A 20,789-nucleotide genomic window follows, 5' to 3' on the forward strand; every position below is an offset into this window, starting at 1 on the left:
TCAGGCCTCCTTCGCATTTTTCAGGCCGCCTTGGGCCCCTGCGCCATTACGCGCACCGAGCCCGACGGTCACCCCGGTATAGGGCGACCAATCAGCCAGCATGTCACGCGAGTGGGGGGCTTTGAGGCGGCTTGTAAGCCGTTCGACAAACCGCTCGGCTTCGGCAGCCGTACTGAAACCCACTCGCCAGTCATCCATGTGTACCCAACAGCGTCCCTGCCCTGTGTTCTTCTCGACGTAGACGTTCATCAGGGCCTCCAAAGCATGTATCGGTCGACAATGCAGAATGAAGGCGTCCCTGCCGGCAGCGCAGGTGAAACTCAGGGCGGGGTCGCCATGGGACGCCTGCGGGGCCTGAAGTTGCGGTGATCTGGGTACAGGGTGCGCCGGGGAAGACCCGAGGTATTGATCCGCGTCAACTTCTTGCGCCATGGGCAATGCCATTGGTCGGTAGGTGCCTCCAGTTGATAAACATCAAGTTCGCAACACGTAGGTGGCAGATGCTTTACCTACGTATCGCAACCTCAGAGGTGTGCCATGGAAACTCCGCAAAGACTGCTGCTGATCGCCTCCCCCCTGATGCGCCGAACCCCGGTCTATGACCGGGCTGCTGCGCTGGCCAAGGCCAAGGGGATGGCGCTGCACATTGTGGCTTTCGACTACGTGGAAGGGCTGGCTACGGCGGGCTTGGTGAATGACCAGGCGCTCGCAGTGATGCGCGACGGTTACGTGCAGCAGCACCGTGAATGGCTGGAAACCCAGGCGTTGCCGATGCGGCGCAATGGTGTCACCGTCACAACCGAGGTGGTGTGGGTGCAGCAGCCCTTGGATGAGATCCTGATACACTTGCGTGAGCAACCGTTTGCGATGCTGATCAAAGAGCTCGAGCATGAGCCTTGGTGGATGCGCGCAATGTTCACCTCGCTGGATATCCAGTTGCTGCGCGAAACGCGAATACCCTTGCACTTGGTACACAAGGCCAGCCATGCGTTGCCACGCAGGATTCTGGCGGCGGTGGACCTGTCCAGGCCTGAGGATCAGTTTGAAGGTTTCAACGACCAGATCATCAGCGAAGCGCTGAAGCTGACATTGCAGTGCAATGCCCAGATCGAGTTGCTGTACACCTACGACTTGGGTTCCATGTACCTGGACGCCAGCGGCAGCCGGGAGCATTCGTTCCTGTTCGATTCGAACCAGGCCCAGACCTTGCACGACGTTCAGAGCGCTGCCTTCCAGGCGCTTGCCGAACGCAACGGGATCGCCGTCGAACACCGCCATATGCGTATCGGCGACCCGGCTAAGGCCCTGGCGATGTTCATGGATAACAATGATATCGACGTATTGGTCATGGGTAGTTATCACCACCGTGGCATCGGCTGGTTCATCGGCAGTACTGCCGAGCGCGTTATGCATCGGTTGTCCAGCAGTGTGCTGGTGATTTCTCCAGAGCGCTCCAAAGGCTGAAGCACAAGGCCCGCAAGGGCCTTGTTTTTCAAAGCCGCAGGTCAAGTTCGTGCAGGATCTCGGTCACATCGCCGCCCGGGTAGCGTGAGGTGAAGCCCAGTGCCTTGACCAGCCGGTGCATCGCATAGTTGCTGGCCAGGTCCCTGGAGACCATGCACTGAAAGCCATTGCGTCGTGCGGCTACAATCAGGTGTTGCATCAGGTGCTTGCCCAACCCCTTGCGCTGCCAGTCTTCGCTGACCGCCACTGCACATTCGCACCGCTGACTGCCAGGTATACCTGCATAGCGGCTGACGCCGATTTGTTGCAATTGACCATCTACATGAACCAAGGCGACATAGGCCATGCGCTGGTGATAGTCCACGGGCATGTCTTGCGTGTCCAAGCTAGGCAAGCCACCGCTGAGTCCTGCAATGAAGCGAAAGCGCCGTGATTTATATGCGATTGTGCTCAGAAAACGCTTGTCCCGTTCGCGGTCCTCCTCGCGCAGTGGGCGGATCAGCACCGCCGAACCGTCCTCGAGGTTTTCGACCCAGTGTTCGCAGGTCTGTGGCTGTGCTCTCTGCTGCCCGTTCATGACGCCTCCCGTTGCCTGATCAGTATCTGGTGCAGCTGTTTTAACGTGGCGGGCCGGTTCGGTTCTGACAATCATCAAGTTCAGGCTGGGTAGCGGTTTTCTGATCTGCATCAAGCAGCAGCGATCCTTCGCGCGGAATATCGTCAGCATTACACCCATTCACGAAAGCGCGGAGGTTCACCATGGGGCAATATCGACAATTGCTGGTGCTGCTGACCGAGGTGCAACCGCATTCCGCCGCTTTGCGCCGAGCCCTTGCCTTGGCGCAAGTCAGCGGCGCCAGCGTGCATGTGCTGGGCCTGTTCGAGCCGAGCGAGGAACACCTTCTGCGCGAAGAGCGGCTGAACGAGGCCGATATCAAGCGCCAGTACGAGCACTATCGCGTTCAGTTGACGGGATTGGGCGAGCGGCATCGCGGCAGCGGTATAACGCTGACGGTCGACAGCCTGAATGCGGAGGATATCCGCAGCCAGGCGCTCGATTACATCAGTGAACTGCAGCCCGATATGGTCATCAAGGACAACGAAGCCGCGTCACCCCTGGTGCGCGTGTTCGGCACCCCACTGGATTGTGCGCTGATGCGAGGTTTCAAAGGCGTCAGCCATTTCGTGCCAGCAGGGGCCATCTCATTGCCGCGGCGTGTGCTGGTCGCAGTGGATACGGCGTTCAGTGAGACGCCTGCCGTCCAGGCGTGCTTCAATCGTGGTCTGGTTCGTGCTGCCCAGGCGCTGGCGTTGCAGTGTGACGCGCACCTGCATCTGCTATCGGCCTACAACCTGGCAGGGATATTTGCCTCGGACATGAATGTCACCCAGGCGTGGATCGACGAGATGCGCGAGGCACTGCAGGAACCTTTCGAAGCGCTGGCCGATGCCGAAGGCGTCGCGCCTGACCGCCGACATTTCATGGAAGGAGGCCCGGTGCAGGTGATCCGTGAACAGGTCGCGGCCCTGGACATCGACACGGTGGTGATGGGCGTGGTACAGCCCAAGGGCCTGGACAAACTGCTGGGTGACACCACCGAACGTATCGTCAGCCACCCACCGTGCAGCGTGATCGCCGTTCATTCCCAAATAGCCGAAAGTTGGGAGCCTTGGCCATGCAACTGACTTTTCTTGGCGGCACCGGCACCGTGACCGGCAGTAAATTCCTGTTGAGCCGTGACAGCACGCGGGTATTGGTCGACTGCGGACTCTTCCAGGGTTTCAAGCAACTGCGCCTGCGCAACTGGCAGCCACTGCCCCCGGCGTTGCGGGCGCTTGATGCGGTGGTGCTCACTCACGCCCATCTTGACCACAGTGGTTATTTACCAGTGCTGGTTCGGGAAGGCTACCGCGGGCCGATCTACGCCACGCCGGCGACTTGCGCCTTGGCGGAAATCCTCTTGCTCGACAGTGCGCGGCTGCAGGAAGAGCAGGCAGAACATGCCAATCGCCACGGTTACTCCAAGCATGCGCCGGCGCAACCGCTCTATACTGAGCAGGATGCCAAACGTGCCCTGGCACTCTTTCGCCCCGTAGCGTTACACCAGGTGACCATGATCGCCGAGGGCATGGAGTTACTGTTGCGTACCGCCGGGCATATTCTGGGAGCGGCCACGGTCCAGATCAGCGCCGAAGGGCAGACCGTGCTGTTTTCGGGGGATCTCGGCCGCCCTCAGGATCCGATCATGCGTGCGCCTGAACTGGTCAGGACGGCGGACGTGCTGTTGATCGAGTCTACCTATGGGGATCGCCAGCATTCCGCCGAATCGACCGAGCAGTACCTGGCCAAGGTCATCAACGAAACGCTCCTGGGCCATGGCATTACCCTCGTACCCTCGTTCGCCGTCGGCCGCGCGCAATTGCTCATGTATTACCTGTACACGCTCAAGCGCGACCGGCTGATCCCTGATATCCCGATCTACCTGAACAGTCCGATGGCCACCGACGCCACCGTCTTGTACCAGCAGTACCGCAGTGAACATCGGCTGACCGCAGCCGAGTGCGCCGCGATGTGCAGAGGCACGCACATCATCCGGACGGTCGATGAGTCCAGGCACCTGGACCAGCTGCGCGAGCCCGCAGTGATCATCGCCGCCAGTGGCATGGCGACCGGGGGACGGGTGCTTCACCATCTGAAGGCACTGGCCCCAAACCCGCGCAACAGCATTCTGTTCTCCGGCTTTCAAGCCGGGGGGACGCGGGGTGCCGATATCGTCGCGGGCGCCCACAGTGTGCGGTTGCACGGCGAGGATGTGCCCATCCGTGCACAGGTACACGCGATGGAGAATCTTTCTGCGCACGCCGATGCCGATGAAATCATGGAATGGTTGCGCGGGTTCACCCGGCCACCCCGTCAGACCTATGTGATTCATGGCGAGCCACACGCTGCCGACACCTTGCGGCGGCGGATCAGCCTCGAACTCGGCTGGCAGGTGTGCGTACCTGAATATCAGGAAACGGTTGCCATCGACCCTGTTCGCTAGAGGCTGTTTTCAACGCAACATCACCGAGTATCAAGGCTTTCCATACAGAGCCTAGGCTGGCACGGGAGGTATTCATGAACACACAAGCCAGGGCGAAACTCAGAGCGTGGTTGCATCGCCCCAAGGGCAGCCTGGGGTGGATCGTAGCGATCCTTGTGTTACTCCTCGCCGCATCGGCCTACCGCGGGCTGAGCCCGACCTGGCGCCTGCCCATGCACAATCCGGCCGTGATGCTGGCCTTGCTGACCTTGAGCGTGGCGCTAGGCTGGGCGGTGCAGCGGGGCGTGAAGCGCACCGTTGGCAAAGCCATTTTCAACGGCCAGGAGACAGGCTGGCAGGCTAGACTGGCGTTCCTTCGCTCAGTGGCTCGGGAATCGAACATCCTGCTGGTGGTGCTGTTGTGCCTGGCCCTGCTGGGCACAGGCACCTTGTGGTTGGCAGGGCACTCAGTGACGCAGATCGTAGCGAACTGCGAGGCCAACCTGCAGGCTCAAGTGGATATACCCGAAGATGAAAAACTCACCGCGCTTGTCGGCAAACCGGTGTGCACGTGCCTGGCGCAGACCTTCATGGAGCGCAACGGGGTGCTGCGCATGGCCTTGTTCGAAACCCCCATGCAGGAAGTGAGCGGCTTGAAGGTCCTCACCGCCGATGATGAGCAGCGCTGTCTTGAACAGTTCGACCTGCTGCCCGAGGAGCCCCAGGCAACCGCGCCTTGAACCGGCCCGCCTGTCGGTGCCCTGGCACTGGACGCCGCAGCCAGACGACTGAACCGCCGCTATTTGGCTTTCCAGTACTTCTGCATTTCCAGGAAGAGAAACGAAGCGGTCCAGGTGATCAGCACCAGGCCGGTCAATGCCTGCAGGCCAGTCAGGTATTTCAGGTGCCCGCTAGGGGTGATGTCGCCGAAACCGATGGTGGTATAGGTGGTGAAGGAAAAGTACACGCAGTCCAGGAAACTCCCGTCGAAATTGCCGCTGAGTGTGCCCCAGCCGTCGGCATGGGCCATCAGGTAATACACCAGGGCAAAGCACCAGACCTCAATGGCATGGGCCAGCAGTGCGCCAAACACACCCGCCACGATGCGAAACCGGCTCCAGAGCTTCAGGCGGGGTAGCCAGTCATTCAGGCGCAGCAAGCATTCGTAGTGAATGATAACCACCAGGATCACGACCAGCATGTTGATCAGCGTGACAATGAGCATCGCCTGCACTCTTGCCCTGATGGGCGGTTCATTTCAAGTTGTCGACCAACGCATGGATGGTAGCTCATTGGCCTGCGGCAGCAACGGTGGGAACTCAGCGCGCGATTGACAAATGTCAGGCTGCTGCAGGCGGCGCTACCGATACTCAGGGTGACTTGGCACGCACGAGGGTATGGACATGCAACGCTATCTGCTTTTGGGGTGGACGAGCCTGTTACTGGCGACGGGGTCAGGCTGCAGCCCTTGGCACACCGAAGAATACGATGCGCGCCTGGCGTCAGCAGAGGACAATGCTGCCACTGCGCGGTTGCGTGCCGATCAGGTGTGCTACCGCATCGATCTGGTAGAGCAGACTGCCAACGAGGCACTGCGTAGGGCGACCCAGGCTCAGGATCAGGTTCAACAACTGTTGCAGCAGTCCAGACCCAAGTAGCCGCCATGGCACAGTGATGGTCGGACTCTAGCCTGTTGTTGGTGTGTGTTGGCTTTGCTGACTGGCGGCTTGGCCTACCTGGCGCCACAACCCGCTTGGGCGACGCTGGCCTGGGCGACTGGCGGCGCCGTCATGGCACTGGTACTGGTGGTGGAAATGGCCAGACGCCTGGCCAGGGGGGAGGCGGGCATCGATCTGATAGCCCTGTTGTCGATAGGCGCAGCCTTGGTCCTCGAGGAGATGCTGGTCGCCGCGCTGGTTGCGTTCATGCTGGCCACCGGCCGTGCGTTGGAAGCCTTCAGCTAGCGTTAAGATGGAATCTGTTTTTGTCTCTAATTCGACAATGGAGTGCTGAGATGTTTGTTGATATGGCTGCCTTCACGCCGTGGTCGGCATTGGCAGGCGGGGCACTGATCGGTGTGGCCGCCGGGCTGTTCGCCGTTGCGAACGGGCGCATCGCGGGCATTAGCGGTTTGCTCGGCTCTCTGCTGCAAAGTGGCGGGGAAGGGCGGGGTGAAAAAGTGTGCTTCTTGTTGGGACTCATTGCCGCGCCACTTTCATGGCAACTGTTCTCGGCAATGCCTCCGGTTCACTTCAGTATGGCGCCTTGGCTGCTTATAGTCGCGGGAGTTCTGGTAGGTCTCGGTACTCGCTATGGCGGTGGCTGCACCAGTGGCCATGGCGTTTGTGGCCTGTCACGCCTGTCGCCCCGTTCGGCAGTGGCGACTCTGTGCTTCATGGCCGCCGGCTTTGCCATGGTCTTCGTGGTCAGGCATCTTTTTTCAGGAGCGTGAAATGAAGCGGATCAGTGGCTTCATTGCAGGGTTGCTATTCGGCATGGGGATACTGCTATCCGGCATGGCAAACCCCGCCAAGGTGTTAGGTTTTCTCGACATTGCCGGGCAGTGGGACCCGTCGCTTGCACTGGTCATGGTGGGCGCGATAGGTGTCGCACTGTTGCCTATGACCTGGGCGCGGCGTCACACCACGGCTGTGCTGGGAGGTAAGGTACAGCTGCCTGCCAGGCGTGACATCGACCGTCGACTTGTCGGCGGGAGCCTCGTCTTTGGCATAGGCTGGGGGCTTGCCGGCGTTTGTCCGGGGCCGGCGCTGGTGTTGCTCGCCGGGGGGTACTGGCAAGCCTGGCTGTTCGTGATCGCGATGCTCGTCGGTATGGGGTTATTCAATGTTGCGGAAAGTTTTCGCAGTCGTCAGGGCAGGGTTTGACGATACACAAAACCAGGCACTTACTGAGTGCAACTCTACTAAATGAATATTTAGTGGAGTTATAACCACATGAGGAGAAAAGAGGCTGGAGGAGGTTAGCTTACTCCCTCAAGTGATCGATCATCTTAGCGAAGTACCTGACAACCAACCCCCTGGTGCGCAGTACAGACCTACAGAATCTGCCACGAGGCGTGGGGGCTAATCTGCAGAGCTACGTTAGCACGCCATACTGCACCGTTCAAAATACAACCCGTACGACAACAAGTAGCTGGTGGCCATGGCGACGTAAAAATTCACACTGTAAATCACTTTTTTACGTGTTAACTACAGTGGTTTACACGTAAAAAAGTGATTTACAACCCCCATAGATAGGCCTCCAAACCGGCATTTCACTGTGAAACGCGCCCATCGGAGAGCACAACGCTCTGATGCCAATTAACGGAGCTGTCCACCATCAAATCTAGCGCTCATGAGATCCCTCCGTGGGTGAAGACATGCTTAAAGCCTCACAGCCAGCCCAAAGCATGCTCCCCACATTCCGCAGCACCCCCGAGGTTCTAGTCATCTGCTTGCGACCTCAAAAGACCAATGCACTGGCGAAATCGATTACTGGTGGTACGAACGTAGTCGTGGACAGTGAATTTTCGCATGTGCGGACTCGGTTCAGCATTGTGCCGGCTTGGACAGCAGATGGTGGATACAGCGGTAACAGAAACTAACTCATGAAACAGGAGGAAAAAGCGCCAGCACGTGAGCGACGGTCACACGAACGGCCCGCTGGCTGGAAGTAATTTTTGAACTCGGAGGGAAAACACCGCAGTTCCTGGATTAGTTCCGAAAACGTCCTAAGAATTACTTCCGAGGACTGCTGCGGCTCATCAGCATCTGCAAAGCGTTGACAAACCAGCCGTAAAACCCCTGATAAGCACGATCTGTTGACGTTGTTCCATGCGATGCCCGAAGCGATTCGTAGCAGCTTGGCCCTGAACAGCCTGGAAGATTCCTTCGAGAGATATCGCGACGTTTTCACCAACAGCCGGTATCCATACGAGTCGAGCAGCTGGAAATTTTCCGATCCGGTGCTGATGAGGTTACTGCGGTGGACGCTGGCCAGCGTGGTTGACTATTACAAGGTGCAAGGTTCTCCGGAACCGTTTGTCTTGGATTACATCGCTGAGGTGCAGGCAGGAGCTGCCGGCCCACGGCACGGTACCTTCATACGCAGGTGCTCATAATGCATATTATGTTAAACCAGTTGCCATGTCAGAAATGTTCATGAGCCTTGTAAGACACTGATTCGACAAACCCGCTTCTGGCGTCCACTCTCTCAACGGGCCATGTCCTTCGTGTTCATGGCAAGTCCTTGAATGAGGTGACTGACAATGAAGCTGATTCAGTGCCGTTTCTCTTCAGGTCAGCGTGTACCGCTGCTCGTGCAAGCTGGTAACGCAGCGCCGTTGCCCAAACTCATTCCGTTCATCTACGTCCAACTCAAGCTCAGACACCGCGCATATAGCACTGCTGCGGCTCATCTACGCGCGATTCAGGCTTTCTACAGCTATGCCGAAAGTCGAAACCTAGATATCGATGAGGCCATCGTTGCCTGCCACTTCGAGGCGATTCTGGCGCTACTGGACGGTTACGCCATCTGGCTCCAAAGTGGCATTTGCAGATGTCGCCGACGTCATTGAGCGACGCTTTGAGAGCCATATCATCAACGCTCGGCAGGACCACGCTCGTTACCGCAGCCTGACGGATACGCAACTCCAGATCATTCGCACACTGATTCGCCCGGGCGCTGCGGAATTCGCGCATTATCTAACGTTCTCGATCGACTCTTTCTGACGATTGAACTGGCGCATCCGGGTTTGTTGCCTACTCTTTCTGCGCATGACTTTCGCCACACCTTCGCCGACCGTTTCTTGGCTTACCTGGTCGAGCAGCGTGGGCACGACCTGGAGCGCGCCACGGACGAACTCCGGCGAGTCTGCGGTTGGACTGAGACCTCGGCGATGCCACGTCGTTATGCAAGTCGTTATCTAGCCGAGTCTGCGAACCGCCATAACGCACAGCGTGCCTCGGCCGCTTGGGGCCGACTTGACAGTTAAGAAGGTTCGTCGTGACTAAATCAGCCGATCGCGAACAGGCATCACCCTCCTCCTCTCCTCCGGCCTACGTGTTCGAGGGCCCGGCTCTGGTTGCGATTCGAACTCGCACCACTGATCAGCCAAAGTACGCTGAAAGCGAGATCTCATGCAAATTTCCTTGGACAAGGCAAGAAGTGGTCACGATAGTAAGTACATGGACAAAATCTCGCGAAAGCATCATCTTTTTTAGAACCTTCTATAGATGTGCGCTTGGTCGAGGAATATTAGGCTTCGACAAAGAAACATATCTCGCACTTAAAGAGATAAAGACAAACCGCGTTGATCCTTATGAGCGGATATTCTTATCCCAGTCCGGCCTAGCCCTTAATGAAGAGATTCGACTCCTTAAGCGCATTGAACGAGACCTTTCATCTGATTCTTGGGAGGAGTTCCAGCTAAATATAATTCTTCACTTAGGATTCGAGCTCGCGCCGAGGTCGATCTAATTTCATTCACTAGACGTTACGGATTTTGAGTTCATTGAAAGCGCTGATCATGAGAAGTACTACACCCTATGGCTACCCATGGCTAAAAAGGTCGGCCAGCGTAGACCTGAGCTTTGGTAGCGAATGTGGACCATTATTCGTCAATCCTTGTGGACGGCGTCTCTCGGTTATTGAAATCGGTTCAGGCCTCAAACACGAGCTGGGTGAAGCTGGGATAGATCTGCAAAGCCCGGTAACGACCGGGCTTTTGCCTTTCTGCTGTGTTGCACTGAACTCTCGTAAGACGTTCCCTCGTATTCACCCTTTTATCGCTGTTGTGTATTCAGCCAGACGCGGATTGCTCAGGGCTCTTCGTACTCGGTCTCAGTTTTAGGGCAACGAGGTATCTACAAAACGCAGGGCGATTCAAACTGATCATTCGAACAACCATCCAGACGGTGGCGTGCAACACGGCTAGGTAGGCGGCAACTCAACTGGCAGATCCCTGGCTCGCTCGCGGTCAGCAACGCTCACTACGCAGCGCTCAATGAACTGGAGCTCTTGGGTGAGCTCAATGGCGCGCTTTTCCAGCGCCTTTAATCCGGCCTGATGTTCTTGCTGCACCTCTTCCGGAGCCTTGGCGAGTCCTACCAATTTCCTGCGGCCCTTCTCGATTTTTTCATTCACCTCTGCAAGGTACCTTTCTCCTGACTCTCTCTTTTTGTCCATGAAGAGCTGGCATTCCAGAAAGCGGATGGCATCGTAGATTTTAAGGACCTCACCACTTGTCTTGGAGTGCACAAAGTTCAGGCTTCCTTCATCAAAGGCGTGGTGCTCCTGGTTTTGGCCACTCCAGTTCACCAAGTCATTCTTGATGAAATTGAAATGCGAAAGGTCGTAGTCAATGAAGGGCTCCACCAGCTTGAAGGTGTGCTCCAGGCTCACCTGCAGGTACATACTCTTCTTTAGCTGCGATTTGTTGAAATTCGCGGTCACCTGAACGCCGTTTTCAATGCAGAACTCTAGCACCATGGACTCGAACCAGATCCGGCAATACAGCAATGCTTGCCGAACGTCGTAGACCGACAGCGCCACGTGCACCTTTCTCTGAAAACCGCCTGCATGATCAATGACCACGATGCCTTTGTTCGTATAGCTGAGCACATGGTTTGCATGCTGGTCGGATTGAGGATGGCGATCAGCGATGATGCAGAAGCGCTCCCAGAAGAGGCGATCGTGGGTCGTCACCACCATCTGGATCCGGCGCAGGTAGTCATCATTGAAAAACAAGTCGATGATATTGGATCGGTGATCCGTATCGATCGCGTTGACGACGTCATCAAAAACGATGAGCGGAAAATTGTTTTTCTCAGCCATCGCCAAGAGAATCGACAAGCCCAGCGCCCTCAGATGCCCTTCGCTGAGCACAGCAAACGCATCCAGCAGGGATCCGTTCACGTTGGTGATCTTGATCCGGTAGCTCTCCGTAAACTTTTCAAAGGCCAGCGTCTCTATCTGCTCATGGTCATCGTCGTGGTTATTGATCGCTCGGTAGTACTCGGCAGCCTTGGCTTCGATCCCTGTAATGCGCGCCTTTTCAAGCTCCAGCTTGTAGTCCAACAGGTCGCCGTAGAGCGTTCGGTATTCAGCCTCAAGATCCTTGAGCAACTGGTTGAAATGGCTGTTATCCACCGAGTCATTGAGCAAAGCCGTTCTCTGCCCTATCAGCGCAAGCATCCTGTTATTGGCGTCCGTGAACCCGGTTAGCGCCTGGGTTTTGAGGTCAAACTGTCGTTTCAGCGACTCATCGACCTGCTTGAGGTGTTCGATGAGCGCATCCAGACGAGCCGCTTGAACCTCCGCCTGATCAACCTCCCGTTGCTTGCGCTCGCAGGCACGCAGATAGGCCTCGATCTGGACTGTACTGTCAGCGCAGAGCGCGATGAAAGCATTGAGGACAGACCCCGCCACTGTCGCGCGGTCGGTCGCCGTATGGAACTCGATGAGCACCGCTTCCAATGCGTCCATCGCCATTGGGCAGGGTACATCGGCATAGGCATTGGCCTTCACGGCATTGACCCCAGTCGCGATCCTTGAAGCCCAGAGGACAACCTGAGCGTCATTTTTCAGTTTGGATTGCTTCAGGGCCTCCAGAGCTTCGAGCGCCTTGATCTGATCACGAGCCCTTTCAAACGGGTTCACTGTGACTTGGTCAAGTGGGGTCAAACAGGCGGGACAGGTCTGCTCAGACGGCTGTTCGGCGGCTTCCAACGCTTCCAAGGCTTCAAAAACAGCGCGATAGTTAACGTCACTGGCCATTTGCAGAAACAGTGTTTCGACCTGCTTCTTGCGGCTGAGCAACCGCCTGGCGATGGCAGATGCACGTGCAACATGCTTGATGGGAATGACCACCGGTGCTTTGGCTGCTCGCAGTCGCTCGGCCCCACGGATGTGCATGTCTATCGTCTTGCGCAGCCGCTGCACCTTTGGACGAATTTCGTAATCTTGATCGGCCCTCAACCCCAAGAGTTGGCAGGTCTGCGAAATCGCAGCGTACAGATCTGTCCTGTGCTTGCTACGCAGTTGGCCAAGTTCTGTTCTAGCGCGTTCAAGGTTCGTCAGGGCCTCGGCCTGGTCGGCACGCATGAATGCCTTGAGCGTAAAGCTGTCAGGGCGAACGAAACGAGAAATGACTTCCTGAAGCTCTTCCAGGCCGAACAAGGTCGCCAACACATCACTTTCGCCACTGCCTGTGTCTTTGGAGCCCAAGAGCGAAAACTCCTGAAGGCGATTGCGATCAATAAAGCAGCTCGACCAACTGATACTGGGCGCAATTTTGAGCTTATTCGTTCCCAGGAGAGCGAGCTGGGGCTTGGTTTCCCCTCGCGCAATGTACTGCTTGAGCTTGGTCTTGCGCCTAGCGGCTTCCTTGATGTCCCCAGTGGTGCAAATTTCGATGGCTTCACAGAGCGATGATTTACCGCCGCCATTGGGTGCGTAGAAAATATTTTTCAGCTTACTGAATCGAATGAACGTGCCTTTGTCGTCGGCACCAAACTCGCCAAAGCCCCGGAAATTCCTGACGCGCAGGTAATCCAACGCCCCCAAGCCCGAGGGGGGTGTCCGATCCAATTCAGGCCTTTTATCGAGCACTTTCTTGAAACGAGCAGCGACCCGCTGGTAAAAGGTACTGACTCATTGCGCCTCCTCCCTGTTACACATCAGCGTAACCGGACTGGCATCAGGAAGCCATTACCGAGCGCTTTGGATGAGCCGGGCCTCGGAAAAACTTTGGGCAGTCTCGTACAAAACAGGCACGCACCCAACCTGACTCACACCTCCAGATACAGAGATATTGATCCCAAGTGCGGTTTGGGGGCCTGTATACTCAGGACAAATAGTGCTGCATCAGAACGCAGTTCGAGCCTCCAGCACCCATTTTGATAATACCGAGGAAGCACCATGCCAGTTGACGGGCCTCTACCTGGGACGGGTGATCAGCACGACATCAATGCCGATGCAACACGTTGCCTGATGGCTCGACATCCCAAGGATTGGCGAGTGCAAAGCCTGGAAGGGACTGACGACTATGGCTATGACTTCCAAGTGCAGACCACGCCGAATCAACGCGCGACGGATATTTTCCGTATCCAACTTAAAGGCACCCGCTCTCCGAGCCTGACGGCGGATGGCGAATACATTTCAGTATCTCTGAAAGCCACCACTGTCCGCTATTACGCCCGTGCCGTAGAACCGGTGCTCTTGGTGATCTGCGACCTATCGGTGAACGAAGATCCTGTCGACTGCCCCCTCTTCTATGTTTGGCTCAGGGATGAGCTGAGTCGCATCTCGGTCGACGATCTGTCCGCCGAACGCAGATACGTCACCCTTCGTGCGCCCACAAAGAACGTACTAAAAAGAGCTACGGATCTCTCAAAGGACATTCGCCACCAGAACGAACTGTCTCGCATGGGGCATATCCTGAGTGAGCGCACAGAGCAAACACACCCAGGGATGCAAGCAGATGACCGCTTAACCCTGGTTCAGGGCGTGGTAAAAGGCGTGGCTGCACGAGGCTCCGCACTGATGAACGCCTTGGCAGGCCCAACGGAAGACTACTGGGTCAACCCAGCTCGCGGCACGCTTGCCTGGAACTTGACTCAGGCCAAGGCAGATCTACAGGTCACCGCGCTGGATCGAGCGAAGATCCAGCTCGATGAGGCAGAGCCAAAACTCGAAGGGTCGGCCACCCTTGAGCGCGCAGAATATTGGCGCCTACGTGGCAACTGGCAGGTTCAAACGGGAGATAACAAAGCGGCAGTCTCTTCCTACCAGAACGCGTACGAGGTAACGCCGCTCCCCAAGTTCCAAGCAGCCCAGGTGGAAGCGGAGATCCGCATCCGATTCGAGAACGATAGCGACTCACTTGCAGAGCTACATGATTTACTGGAAGGTGAAGATCCAGCCATCATTGCCATTCGCTCCCGGCTGCATGCCGTGCAAGGGCATTACGAGTTGGCCGTTGAGCAGGCGAATTTGCTTGCGGAACCTCAACGGTCTTTCGCCAGAGCGTTTGCACATTGGCTGTCTGAAGAACCGGCAAATGCCCTGACGGACTGCGAGGCGGGCCTTGAAGCCTGTGACGCGTCCGATGACATTCGTGAACTGTTGCTGTTGCTTAGGGCCCGAGCCAAATTTTCCCTCGCAGTGGCCACCGCCACTACGCCGCGACGTGAATCTATCCCACCCGCAGGTCTTCCGGGTGTAGACCTTCAAAAGCTCGAGGAAGCTTGGGTTGCGATTAACGATGCTGTCCTGTCCATAAAAGCATCTGGCTGGGGCTCCAACATAGAGCAGCTCGTCGACATCTGGGGGGCCACAGCATCGGCCCTTGGCAAGGCAGAGTCGATACTTGCAGACCTGAAGGATGCTGCGCAGAAGCGTCCGGACTTGCCCCATATCCATGAGGTCTTACGCGGCATTGCGGGTCAGTTGGCAGACTTCACCCTCGCGTTGTCGGCAAATGATCAGTTGCCCGACTCACCTGACAAGCAGCTCTGGAGCACGCTTTTGCTCTATGAAACCCGTAAATTTCGGGCATGCTATCAAGGCTTTGGCGCATACGTCGGTAACGTGGGTCGCAGCCATCCCCTGTTTGGGTCGGCTGTCACCGCAGCCTCAATTTCGGCTCACAAATCAGTTCAGACCGGCCTTGTGAACCAGTGGATGGGGCTGCTCGAAGCAGATCCTGCTCTGGCCCCCGAAGCCGCCCTCGCACAGTTTTACCTCCAGTTGGAAATCAGCAGGTTGGCCAAGGATGAGGCGTTGAGGACGCTGCAGGCCAGGTATGAGGAACTGGATCGGCCCGTCAGTATTGCACTCACCCTCATCCACGAGCTTGACCCCACCGATCCGCAAAGCGCGCAGGCGTGTGTTCAACTCTCCGAAAGGATCACTGAGCACTATGTCCTCTCGCCTGCGGTGGCTGCGCGGCTTGGTTTAGCCTTGGTGACTTTGAAAGATTGGCAAGGCCTCGTAGAGCTGTGTCAAAGCAATCGAGTCCGAGTTGAGCCTGGTGATCGAATGGGGGCCTTCGAGGCGTTGGCACTTGATCACTTGGGCGAAACGGAAAAGGCCCGCGATCGGTTGTTGAAAATTGTAGCCACAGGATCTGACGACCCACTGGCCCTGAACACCTATGCGACGATTGCCACACGTTGCGGATACGTCGATGACGCCGTGGAGGCAGCGGAAAGAGCACTCGAAACTGCGAGATCCAAAGGGGAACAATTGGAGTTCGTGAAATTACTGTTCTTTCTCATCCAGTTTTCCGACCCAACGAGCGACCGGCTACTGGAGCTAGCCCTACGAGCAGGCGAATTGGTAGATCAGAGTGTAGAGAGCCAGGAAGGCACCTACTTGATGATGCACCTGAGCGGCACTCTGGGGGGACGCAGTGACATCGAACTTGCCAGGGATAGAGAGCAGTTCCGAACACGCGCTGAAGCATTTTTCAGGAATTTCCCGAATTCCCGGATGCTCTGGAGAGGCGAAATTCGAGAGGGCGCCTCTGGCACGGAGTTGGTGGAAAGCCTGAAAGTACTGACTGGAATGACGCCCGACAGAGAAGCGTTCCAGAAACGGATGGAGCGATCCCTACAGCAGGGATTAAACACCGTCCCTTTCTCGTGGCGCCCGCGGCTGGTGCTGTCTTACATTTCCGATATTGTACACCTGTGGGAAGTTGCCAAGGTGTCCAGCCGGGATGATCGCCAGTATCACTTGGTGATGGTCAACGATACGGGGTGGCAACCGATCGGTGCCGATGCCCTGCGCAAGCGAATGCCTTTGCTGGATTGGACAGCGCTGTTAGTCCTTAACGACTTGGGGCTGATCGACGCCGTCATTACTTTCTTCGGTCAAATTGCGGTTTCCAGGGCCACGATGGAGGAGCTTGCCGAGTTCACGAACCCCGTATTTGGAAGCCCAAAGCGAAGCAAATGTTTGGAGCTACAGAACGCTTTGAAACCCCATCTAGCCTCGATCCTCCAGCCCTCCCCTCCAGAGGAGGCAAGCGAAGCATCGCCCGCCAGGGTCATTGGGCGCAGCAACAGTGAAATGGTGGAGATACTCGGCAAAGAGCCGGAACGGTACCGGCTCTATTCTGATGACGAGTCGCTGCGGATATTTTGTGCCGCAGGTTCCGAGGTCGATGGTTTCTGCACGCTTGATGTCCTGGCCGCACTGACAGAGGTTGGGCAGCTCTCCCCCATTGAAAAAGCCGGCAAAATTGCGCAGCTGTGCGAATGGAAGGTCAGGGTAATCGTGCAGCTGTCCGAGATTGTACGGCTGCTTCCCCCGGCTGCCTTTACTGCACGAACCGTACGTCAAGCCGTAGAAATCCTTGACGCAGAACCCAGGTTCATCTCAGTAGTCTCGGCGCTCTGGGATTACCGCGCGACCTTTGAGAAAGTGTTGGAGCATGCCGCATCGGTGCTACGTATTCTGGTGGATCAGGCTTTGCTTCCTGAGATTGGGCTAGCAGCGCTGATGCGACACTGGCATGTCAAAGCAGCCATGAAAAGTGATGCCCCTGATCAGGCCCTTGAGACCATTGTCATTTTGATCATCGCCGCCGCACTCAGGGGGCATTTGGCAAAGGCCAGCGCTAAAGGACTCTGGGCGGTTTACAGGCTGTTAGTCGAATCTCATCATGGTGACCAGATGGACGAGCGTCTTGAGAGGGTTGCTATCCGGTTGCTGGGTTCGAAATGTGCTCAGTTGGAATCCGTAGCGGCTAGCGAAGGGTTGCGAATCTATACCGAGCTTAATGAGAGCCTAACGAGGGGCACAATTGACCAGTCCGAGTTCGCCAACGCCTACACCACAGCACGAATAGCGGCGCAAAGACCCAAATTCGGAGGATGAGTGCGGCGCCGCAAGCGCTGGACTGTGCGCGGCTTTGGCGTGGCCGAGCCTGAGGGGCACCATTTCTCTACAAAGACTGGTCCGGAAGCTGCTCTGACGATGTGGGCCTGGGACAAGATCCCAGTAGAGGTTTGCGAGCTGCAGCCCTGGAATTGCGTCGCGTCTATTGGAGACCAGTGGCGATTCACGGGTGGAACCTCAGTCCCCATGCCTGCTGAAGCAAGCAGAAGCTAGGAGATGCTGAAAGAAATTTGTACCTTCACCACTTGTTTAAAGTCCGTCGCACATTACGATTGGTTAGAAATATCCAAGGATGGTCGAAATGGCTGGCTTTTTCGTAGAACAGGCGGGATCACTCAACCTTCTTCAGCAAGCTGACGCGCCTAATAGCGGCTTCAGGCCGGGCCAGCTTGGCGCAATGCATGCAACATTGGCCCATTTCTCTGTGCAAGACGATCCCGCGATCATCTGCCTGCCCACTGGCTATGGAAAGACATCATTGATGATGTCGCTACCGCTTCTGCTTGGAGCAACCCGGATCCTCGTCGTCGAGCCATCAAGTGCTCTGCGCAAACAGGTGCACTCGCATTTTTCCACCCTGTCAACACTCAGGCGCATCGGTGCGCTACCTGAAGATGGGCCGCTACCTTCCGCTCACTTGCATTCGGGGCGGCCGATAACACCCGAGGCTTGGGAACAGTTGCGGGAGTTCGACGTCGTGATCTCAACCCCCGGTAGTTCTTCGCCAATGATTGCCCCAGGCGCAGCGCCCGACCTCTTTGACCTGGTAATTTTCGATGAAGCTCACCATGCGCCGGCGGACTCTTGGGCAGCGTATCTTGATCACTACTCGACCGCTCGATTTATATTCTTGACAGCAACACCCTTCAGGCGCGATGACCGCGTTATTCCGGGCAAGCTAGTCTACCGATATCCTGTGATGAGAGCCGTATCTGAAGGGGCGTTCGACCCTATCGTCTTTAGGGAGGCCCCAATAGATAACGAGCTTGATGATGAGCATGTTGATCGGGTGATTGCCCAAACTGCAGTGGCACAGCTCGAAGAAGATATTGCTAACGGTTTTGATCATAGGCTTTTCGTACGCGCCTCGACCATATCTTCCGCGCAAGCGCTCGTCCCGATCTACGAGCAATTGGGCGTTTCCGTCGCCGCCATAAGCAGCCGACTGACCAAACGACAACAGGACTCAATTGAAGCAAAGCTCATTTCTGGTGAATTGAAGGCCATCATCTGCGTAGACATGTTTGGCGAGGGCTATGACTTCCCAAAACTGAAGGTCGCCGCGTTGCACGCACCCCACAAATCACTGGTACCCACAATCCAGTTCATCGGCAGATTCGCTAGGATCGACAACGCCACGGGACGCCCAACCCTCATTGCACCGGCATTCAGATTGCGTGAGGCGACCGCGACTCTGCTCAGAGAGGGAGTCGATCTGGCTCAGATGATTGATGATGCCGCGCTTGCTGAGATCCAGGGCGCAGTTGAAGCCCAAGAATTCATCGAAAGCTTGCCGGTGCGTCGGATGACTGAATCTGACTATGAATCGGTGTCTGCGTTGTCCTTCAATTTGTACGCGCACGTCCGAGGGTTTCACTGCAGTCGCAGGCCGGATTTCGACTTGCTAGGAGAAAAGGTCGGTCGAGTGCTTCGGATTGTGAAGCAGTGGGGAACGCCAGATGGCAATCTGTCTCTCGTATTGACAGCAGATGAAGCACCTCCGAACTGGTCGACCTCAAACACGCTCACTGATATTCGGCACGAGGCCTTCTTGCTGATGTATTTTCCTGAATCGAGCTATTGCTTCATCGGCTCAACCCTCAGGACAGAGAAGCTGTACCTGACCATCATGGATATCGTTTGCCGTGCCGGCAGCCGAGGGTTGAGCTATGAAGAAACGAGCCGAGCGAGGGCCGGACTGGAGGAGATGAGGTTTTTTGCTGTTGGCTTGCAGAACACGACCTTCAATTCGCAAGTCGAAACTTATCGAACCCTAACTGGCCCTCAAGCCGAGCGCGCGGTCACTGCCGGTGACAGCCGCGCTTACGCTCAGGGTCACTACTTCGGAAGTGGCATGAACGGCCAGGTGCGTGAAACCATCGGAGCCAGTAGCAGCTCCAGAATCTGGAGCAATCAGCGCCTATCCGTTCCTGACTTCTTTGCTTGGGTGCAGACGCTTCATGGGCGCATCGTAGGAGATGCTGCGTTTAGCCAAACACACCTCGACTTGGTCAGAACCACTACGACTCTTCGGGAGCTACCAGAAGCGGTGATGGCAGCCAACTGGTCGCGGCAAGGCCTCACTCGCAATCCTCGTATTCACTTCAGGACTACGCAAGAACAAGAATTACAAACCTCTAGGCTTGTGGAGTGGGATATACAGGACTTTGAGTGCGATCCACAAGCCGGGCACTTGGATTTTTCGATCGTTCATGCTGAGGGGCAGATCCGTATGCGCCTGAGTCTTGAGGGTGGCCAACTGATTCGCTGCCTGGAACCAGATGCCACAATGACGATCGAGTCTAGCCAGGATGGCTGGATGCCATTGGCCGATTGGCTTAGTGAGTACCCTCCTATTTTCTATGCAACAGATAAGTCTTCGTTTGAAGGGCTAAACAAAATCGCTGCCCCTCTTCTCAGATCCCTCGCACTTGCTCCAGGTGATGCGGAGTCAATCGATTGGACAGGTTGCGCGATCGAGGTGGAGTTCCTGCCGAACAATCAGGAGCCTCGCACACTGGCGCGACGTGCAGAGCTCAATGGCCAAGCAACTGTGCAGGAGCACTTGGAGCAATACCTTCTGACGCTTCCAGATCTCCGGTGTTTGTATTACGACCATCGCTCAGGCGAGGCCGCCGACTACATCTGCGTTACTGTCAATGCAGCCCATGAAGTGAACGTAACCCTCTATCACTGTAAAGGTGCAGGAGGGCCAGCTAATGGAGGGCGAGTTGGTGATGTGTATGAGGTTGCGGGACAGCTGGTAAAGTCAGCTTACTTCTGCAACGTCGCGACCTTGCTGCATCATATGGAAGATCGCATGCATCGCAGACACACATCTCCTTCGTACTTTGTCAGCGGGGACTGGGATGAAACCTACAAGTTGCTGCGGTCAACACCTGCAACAGCTCTTACCTTCACGGTGGTAGGCGTTCAACCTGGCATTCGGCGCACCATGGTTGATGAGCGCATGAGCGATTTGATGGCGTTCTGCATAGGCTACGCACGTCAGGGCGCGGCAAAAGCTTACTGGCTAGTGAGTGAGTAGCTGTAGCGGGTGCTGGAAGATGCGATGTGTCGAGGTTTCGCACCGCCCGGCCTGAGGGTGAACTTAAATTCTACTTGGCACTACCACAGATCGGCGCCCAGCCATTGCATTGCAATGGCTAGCAGTTA

Annotated in this window: 15 protein-coding genes; 11 read left to right on the top strand and 4 right to left on the bottom strand. The window is 56.5% G+C overall.

Translation table 11 applies throughout. The annotated features are described in order from the left end of the window. Entirely contained in the window at positions 1–249 is a 249-nt protein-coding gene (locus FQ668_RS29020) for a hypothetical protein (protein WP_223279059.1), read from the bottom strand. Between the two features lie 288 nt (positions 250–537). Between FQ668_RS29020 and FQ668_RS15510 the strand changes: the two genes are divergently transcribed. Beyond that, a complete protein-coding gene (locus FQ668_RS15510) occupies positions 538–1,464 on the top strand; it encodes a universal stress protein (RefSeq protein ID WP_014590935.1) in 927 nt (308 codons plus the stop codon). 28 nt (positions 1,465–1,492) lie between these two features. Here FQ668_RS15510 and FQ668_RS15515 read toward each other — a convergent pair whose 3' ends face one another. Then, complete coding sequence (locus FQ668_RS15515) at positions 1,493–2,041, bottom strand: GNAT family N-acetyltransferase (protein WP_014590934.1); 549 nt, start codon at positions 2,039–2,041, stop codon at positions 1,493–1,495. A 182-nt stretch (positions 2,042–2,223) separates the two neighbouring features. Here FQ668_RS15515 and FQ668_RS15520 point away from each other — a divergent pair, with 182 nt between their 5' ends. The 3 genes from FQ668_RS15520 (at position 2,224) to FQ668_RS15530 (ending at position 5,227) form a co-directional block, all read left to right on the top strand. Next, positions 2,224–3,150, top strand: coding sequence for a universal stress protein (locus tag FQ668_RS15520; protein WP_144180404.1), 927 nt, complete (start codon positions 2,224–2,226; stop codon positions 3,148–3,150). Further along, entirely contained in the window at positions 3,141–4,508 is a 1,368-nt protein-coding gene (locus FQ668_RS15525) for an MBL fold metallo-hydrolase RNA specificity domain-containing protein (RefSeq protein WP_144180406.1), read from the top strand. Before FQ668_RS15520 ends, FQ668_RS15525 begins: the two co-directional genes overlap by 10 nt. Before the next feature lie 74 nt (positions 4,509–4,582). Beyond that, entirely contained in the window at positions 4,583–5,227 is a 645-nt protein-coding gene (locus FQ668_RS15530; RefSeq protein ID WP_023389566.1) for a hypothetical protein, read from the top strand. A 59-nt stretch (positions 5,228–5,286) separates the two neighbouring features. Here FQ668_RS15530 and FQ668_RS15535 read toward each other — a convergent pair whose 3' ends face one another. Further along, positions 5,287–5,712, bottom strand: a complete 426-nt coding sequence (locus tag FQ668_RS15535) for a potassium channel family protein (protein ID WP_019438576.1) — start codon at positions 5,710–5,712, stop codon at positions 5,287–5,289. Positions 5,713–5,890: 178 nt separating this feature from the next. Between FQ668_RS15535 and FQ668_RS15540 the strand changes: the two genes are divergently transcribed. The 5 genes from FQ668_RS15540 to FQ668_RS29025 all read left to right on the top strand — a co-directional run bounded on the left by FQ668_RS15540 (position 5,891) and on the right by FQ668_RS29025 (position 9,063). Further along, a complete protein-coding gene (locus FQ668_RS15540) occupies positions 5,891–6,145 on the top strand; it encodes a hypothetical protein (protein ID WP_026031943.1) in 255 nt (84 codons plus the stop codon). Between the two features lie 48 nt (positions 6,146–6,193). Continuing rightward, positions 6,194–6,451, top strand: coding sequence for a hypothetical protein (locus FQ668_RS15545; RefSeq protein ID WP_070383939.1), 258 nt, complete (start codon positions 6,194–6,196; stop codon positions 6,449–6,451). A 50-nt stretch (positions 6,452–6,501) separates the two neighbouring features. Further along, positions 6,502–6,939, top strand: a complete 438-nt coding sequence (locus tag FQ668_RS15550; RefSeq protein WP_019438573.1) for a YeeE/YedE family protein — start codon at positions 6,502–6,504, stop codon at positions 6,937–6,939. Position 6,940: 1 nt separating this feature from the next. Then, positions 6,941–7,372 carry a YeeE/YedE family protein gene (locus FQ668_RS15555; RefSeq protein ID WP_019438572.1) on the top strand — a complete coding sequence of 144 codons (432 nt, stop codon included), beginning with the start codon at positions 6,941–6,943 and terminating at the stop codon, positions 7,370–7,372. Between the two features lie 1,382 nt (positions 7,373–8,754). Beyond that, the gene (locus tag FQ668_RS29025; RefSeq protein WP_019437128.1) at positions 8,755–9,063 is read left to right on the top strand and encodes a hypothetical protein; all 309 of its coding nucleotides are present in this window, start codon (positions 8,755–8,757) and stop codon (positions 9,061–9,063) included. Between the two features lie 1,355 nt (positions 9,064–10,418). Here FQ668_RS29025 and FQ668_RS15575 read toward each other — a convergent pair. Continuing rightward, complete coding sequence (locus FQ668_RS15575; RefSeq protein WP_256677204.1) at positions 10,419–13,097, bottom strand: AAA family ATPase; 2,679 nt, start codon at positions 13,095–13,097, stop codon at positions 10,419–10,421. A gap of 309 nt (positions 13,098–13,406) precedes the next feature. Between FQ668_RS15575 and FQ668_RS15580 the strand changes: the two genes are divergently transcribed. Together FQ668_RS15580 and FQ668_RS15585 are read left to right on the top strand one after the other, a co-directional pair. Further along, on the top strand, positions 13,407–17,372 hold the full coding sequence (locus FQ668_RS15580; RefSeq protein WP_026031835.1) for a DUF4365 domain-containing protein: 3,966 nt from the start codon (positions 13,407–13,409) through the stop codon (positions 17,370–17,372). Between the two features lie 322 nt (positions 17,373–17,694). Beyond that, positions 17,695–20,661, top strand: coding sequence for a DEAD/DEAH box helicase (locus FQ668_RS15585; protein ID WP_019437131.1), 2,967 nt, complete (start codon positions 17,695–17,697; stop codon positions 20,659–20,661). The last annotated feature ends 128 nt before the right edge of the window (positions 20,662–20,789 follow it).

Origin of the sequence: Pseudomonas sp. Kh14 (genome assembly GCF_900291005.1) — a bacterium.
Taxonomy (GTDB): Bacteria; Pseudomonadota; Gammaproteobacteria; order Pseudomonadales; family Pseudomonadaceae; genus Aquipseudomonas; species Aquipseudomonas alloputida.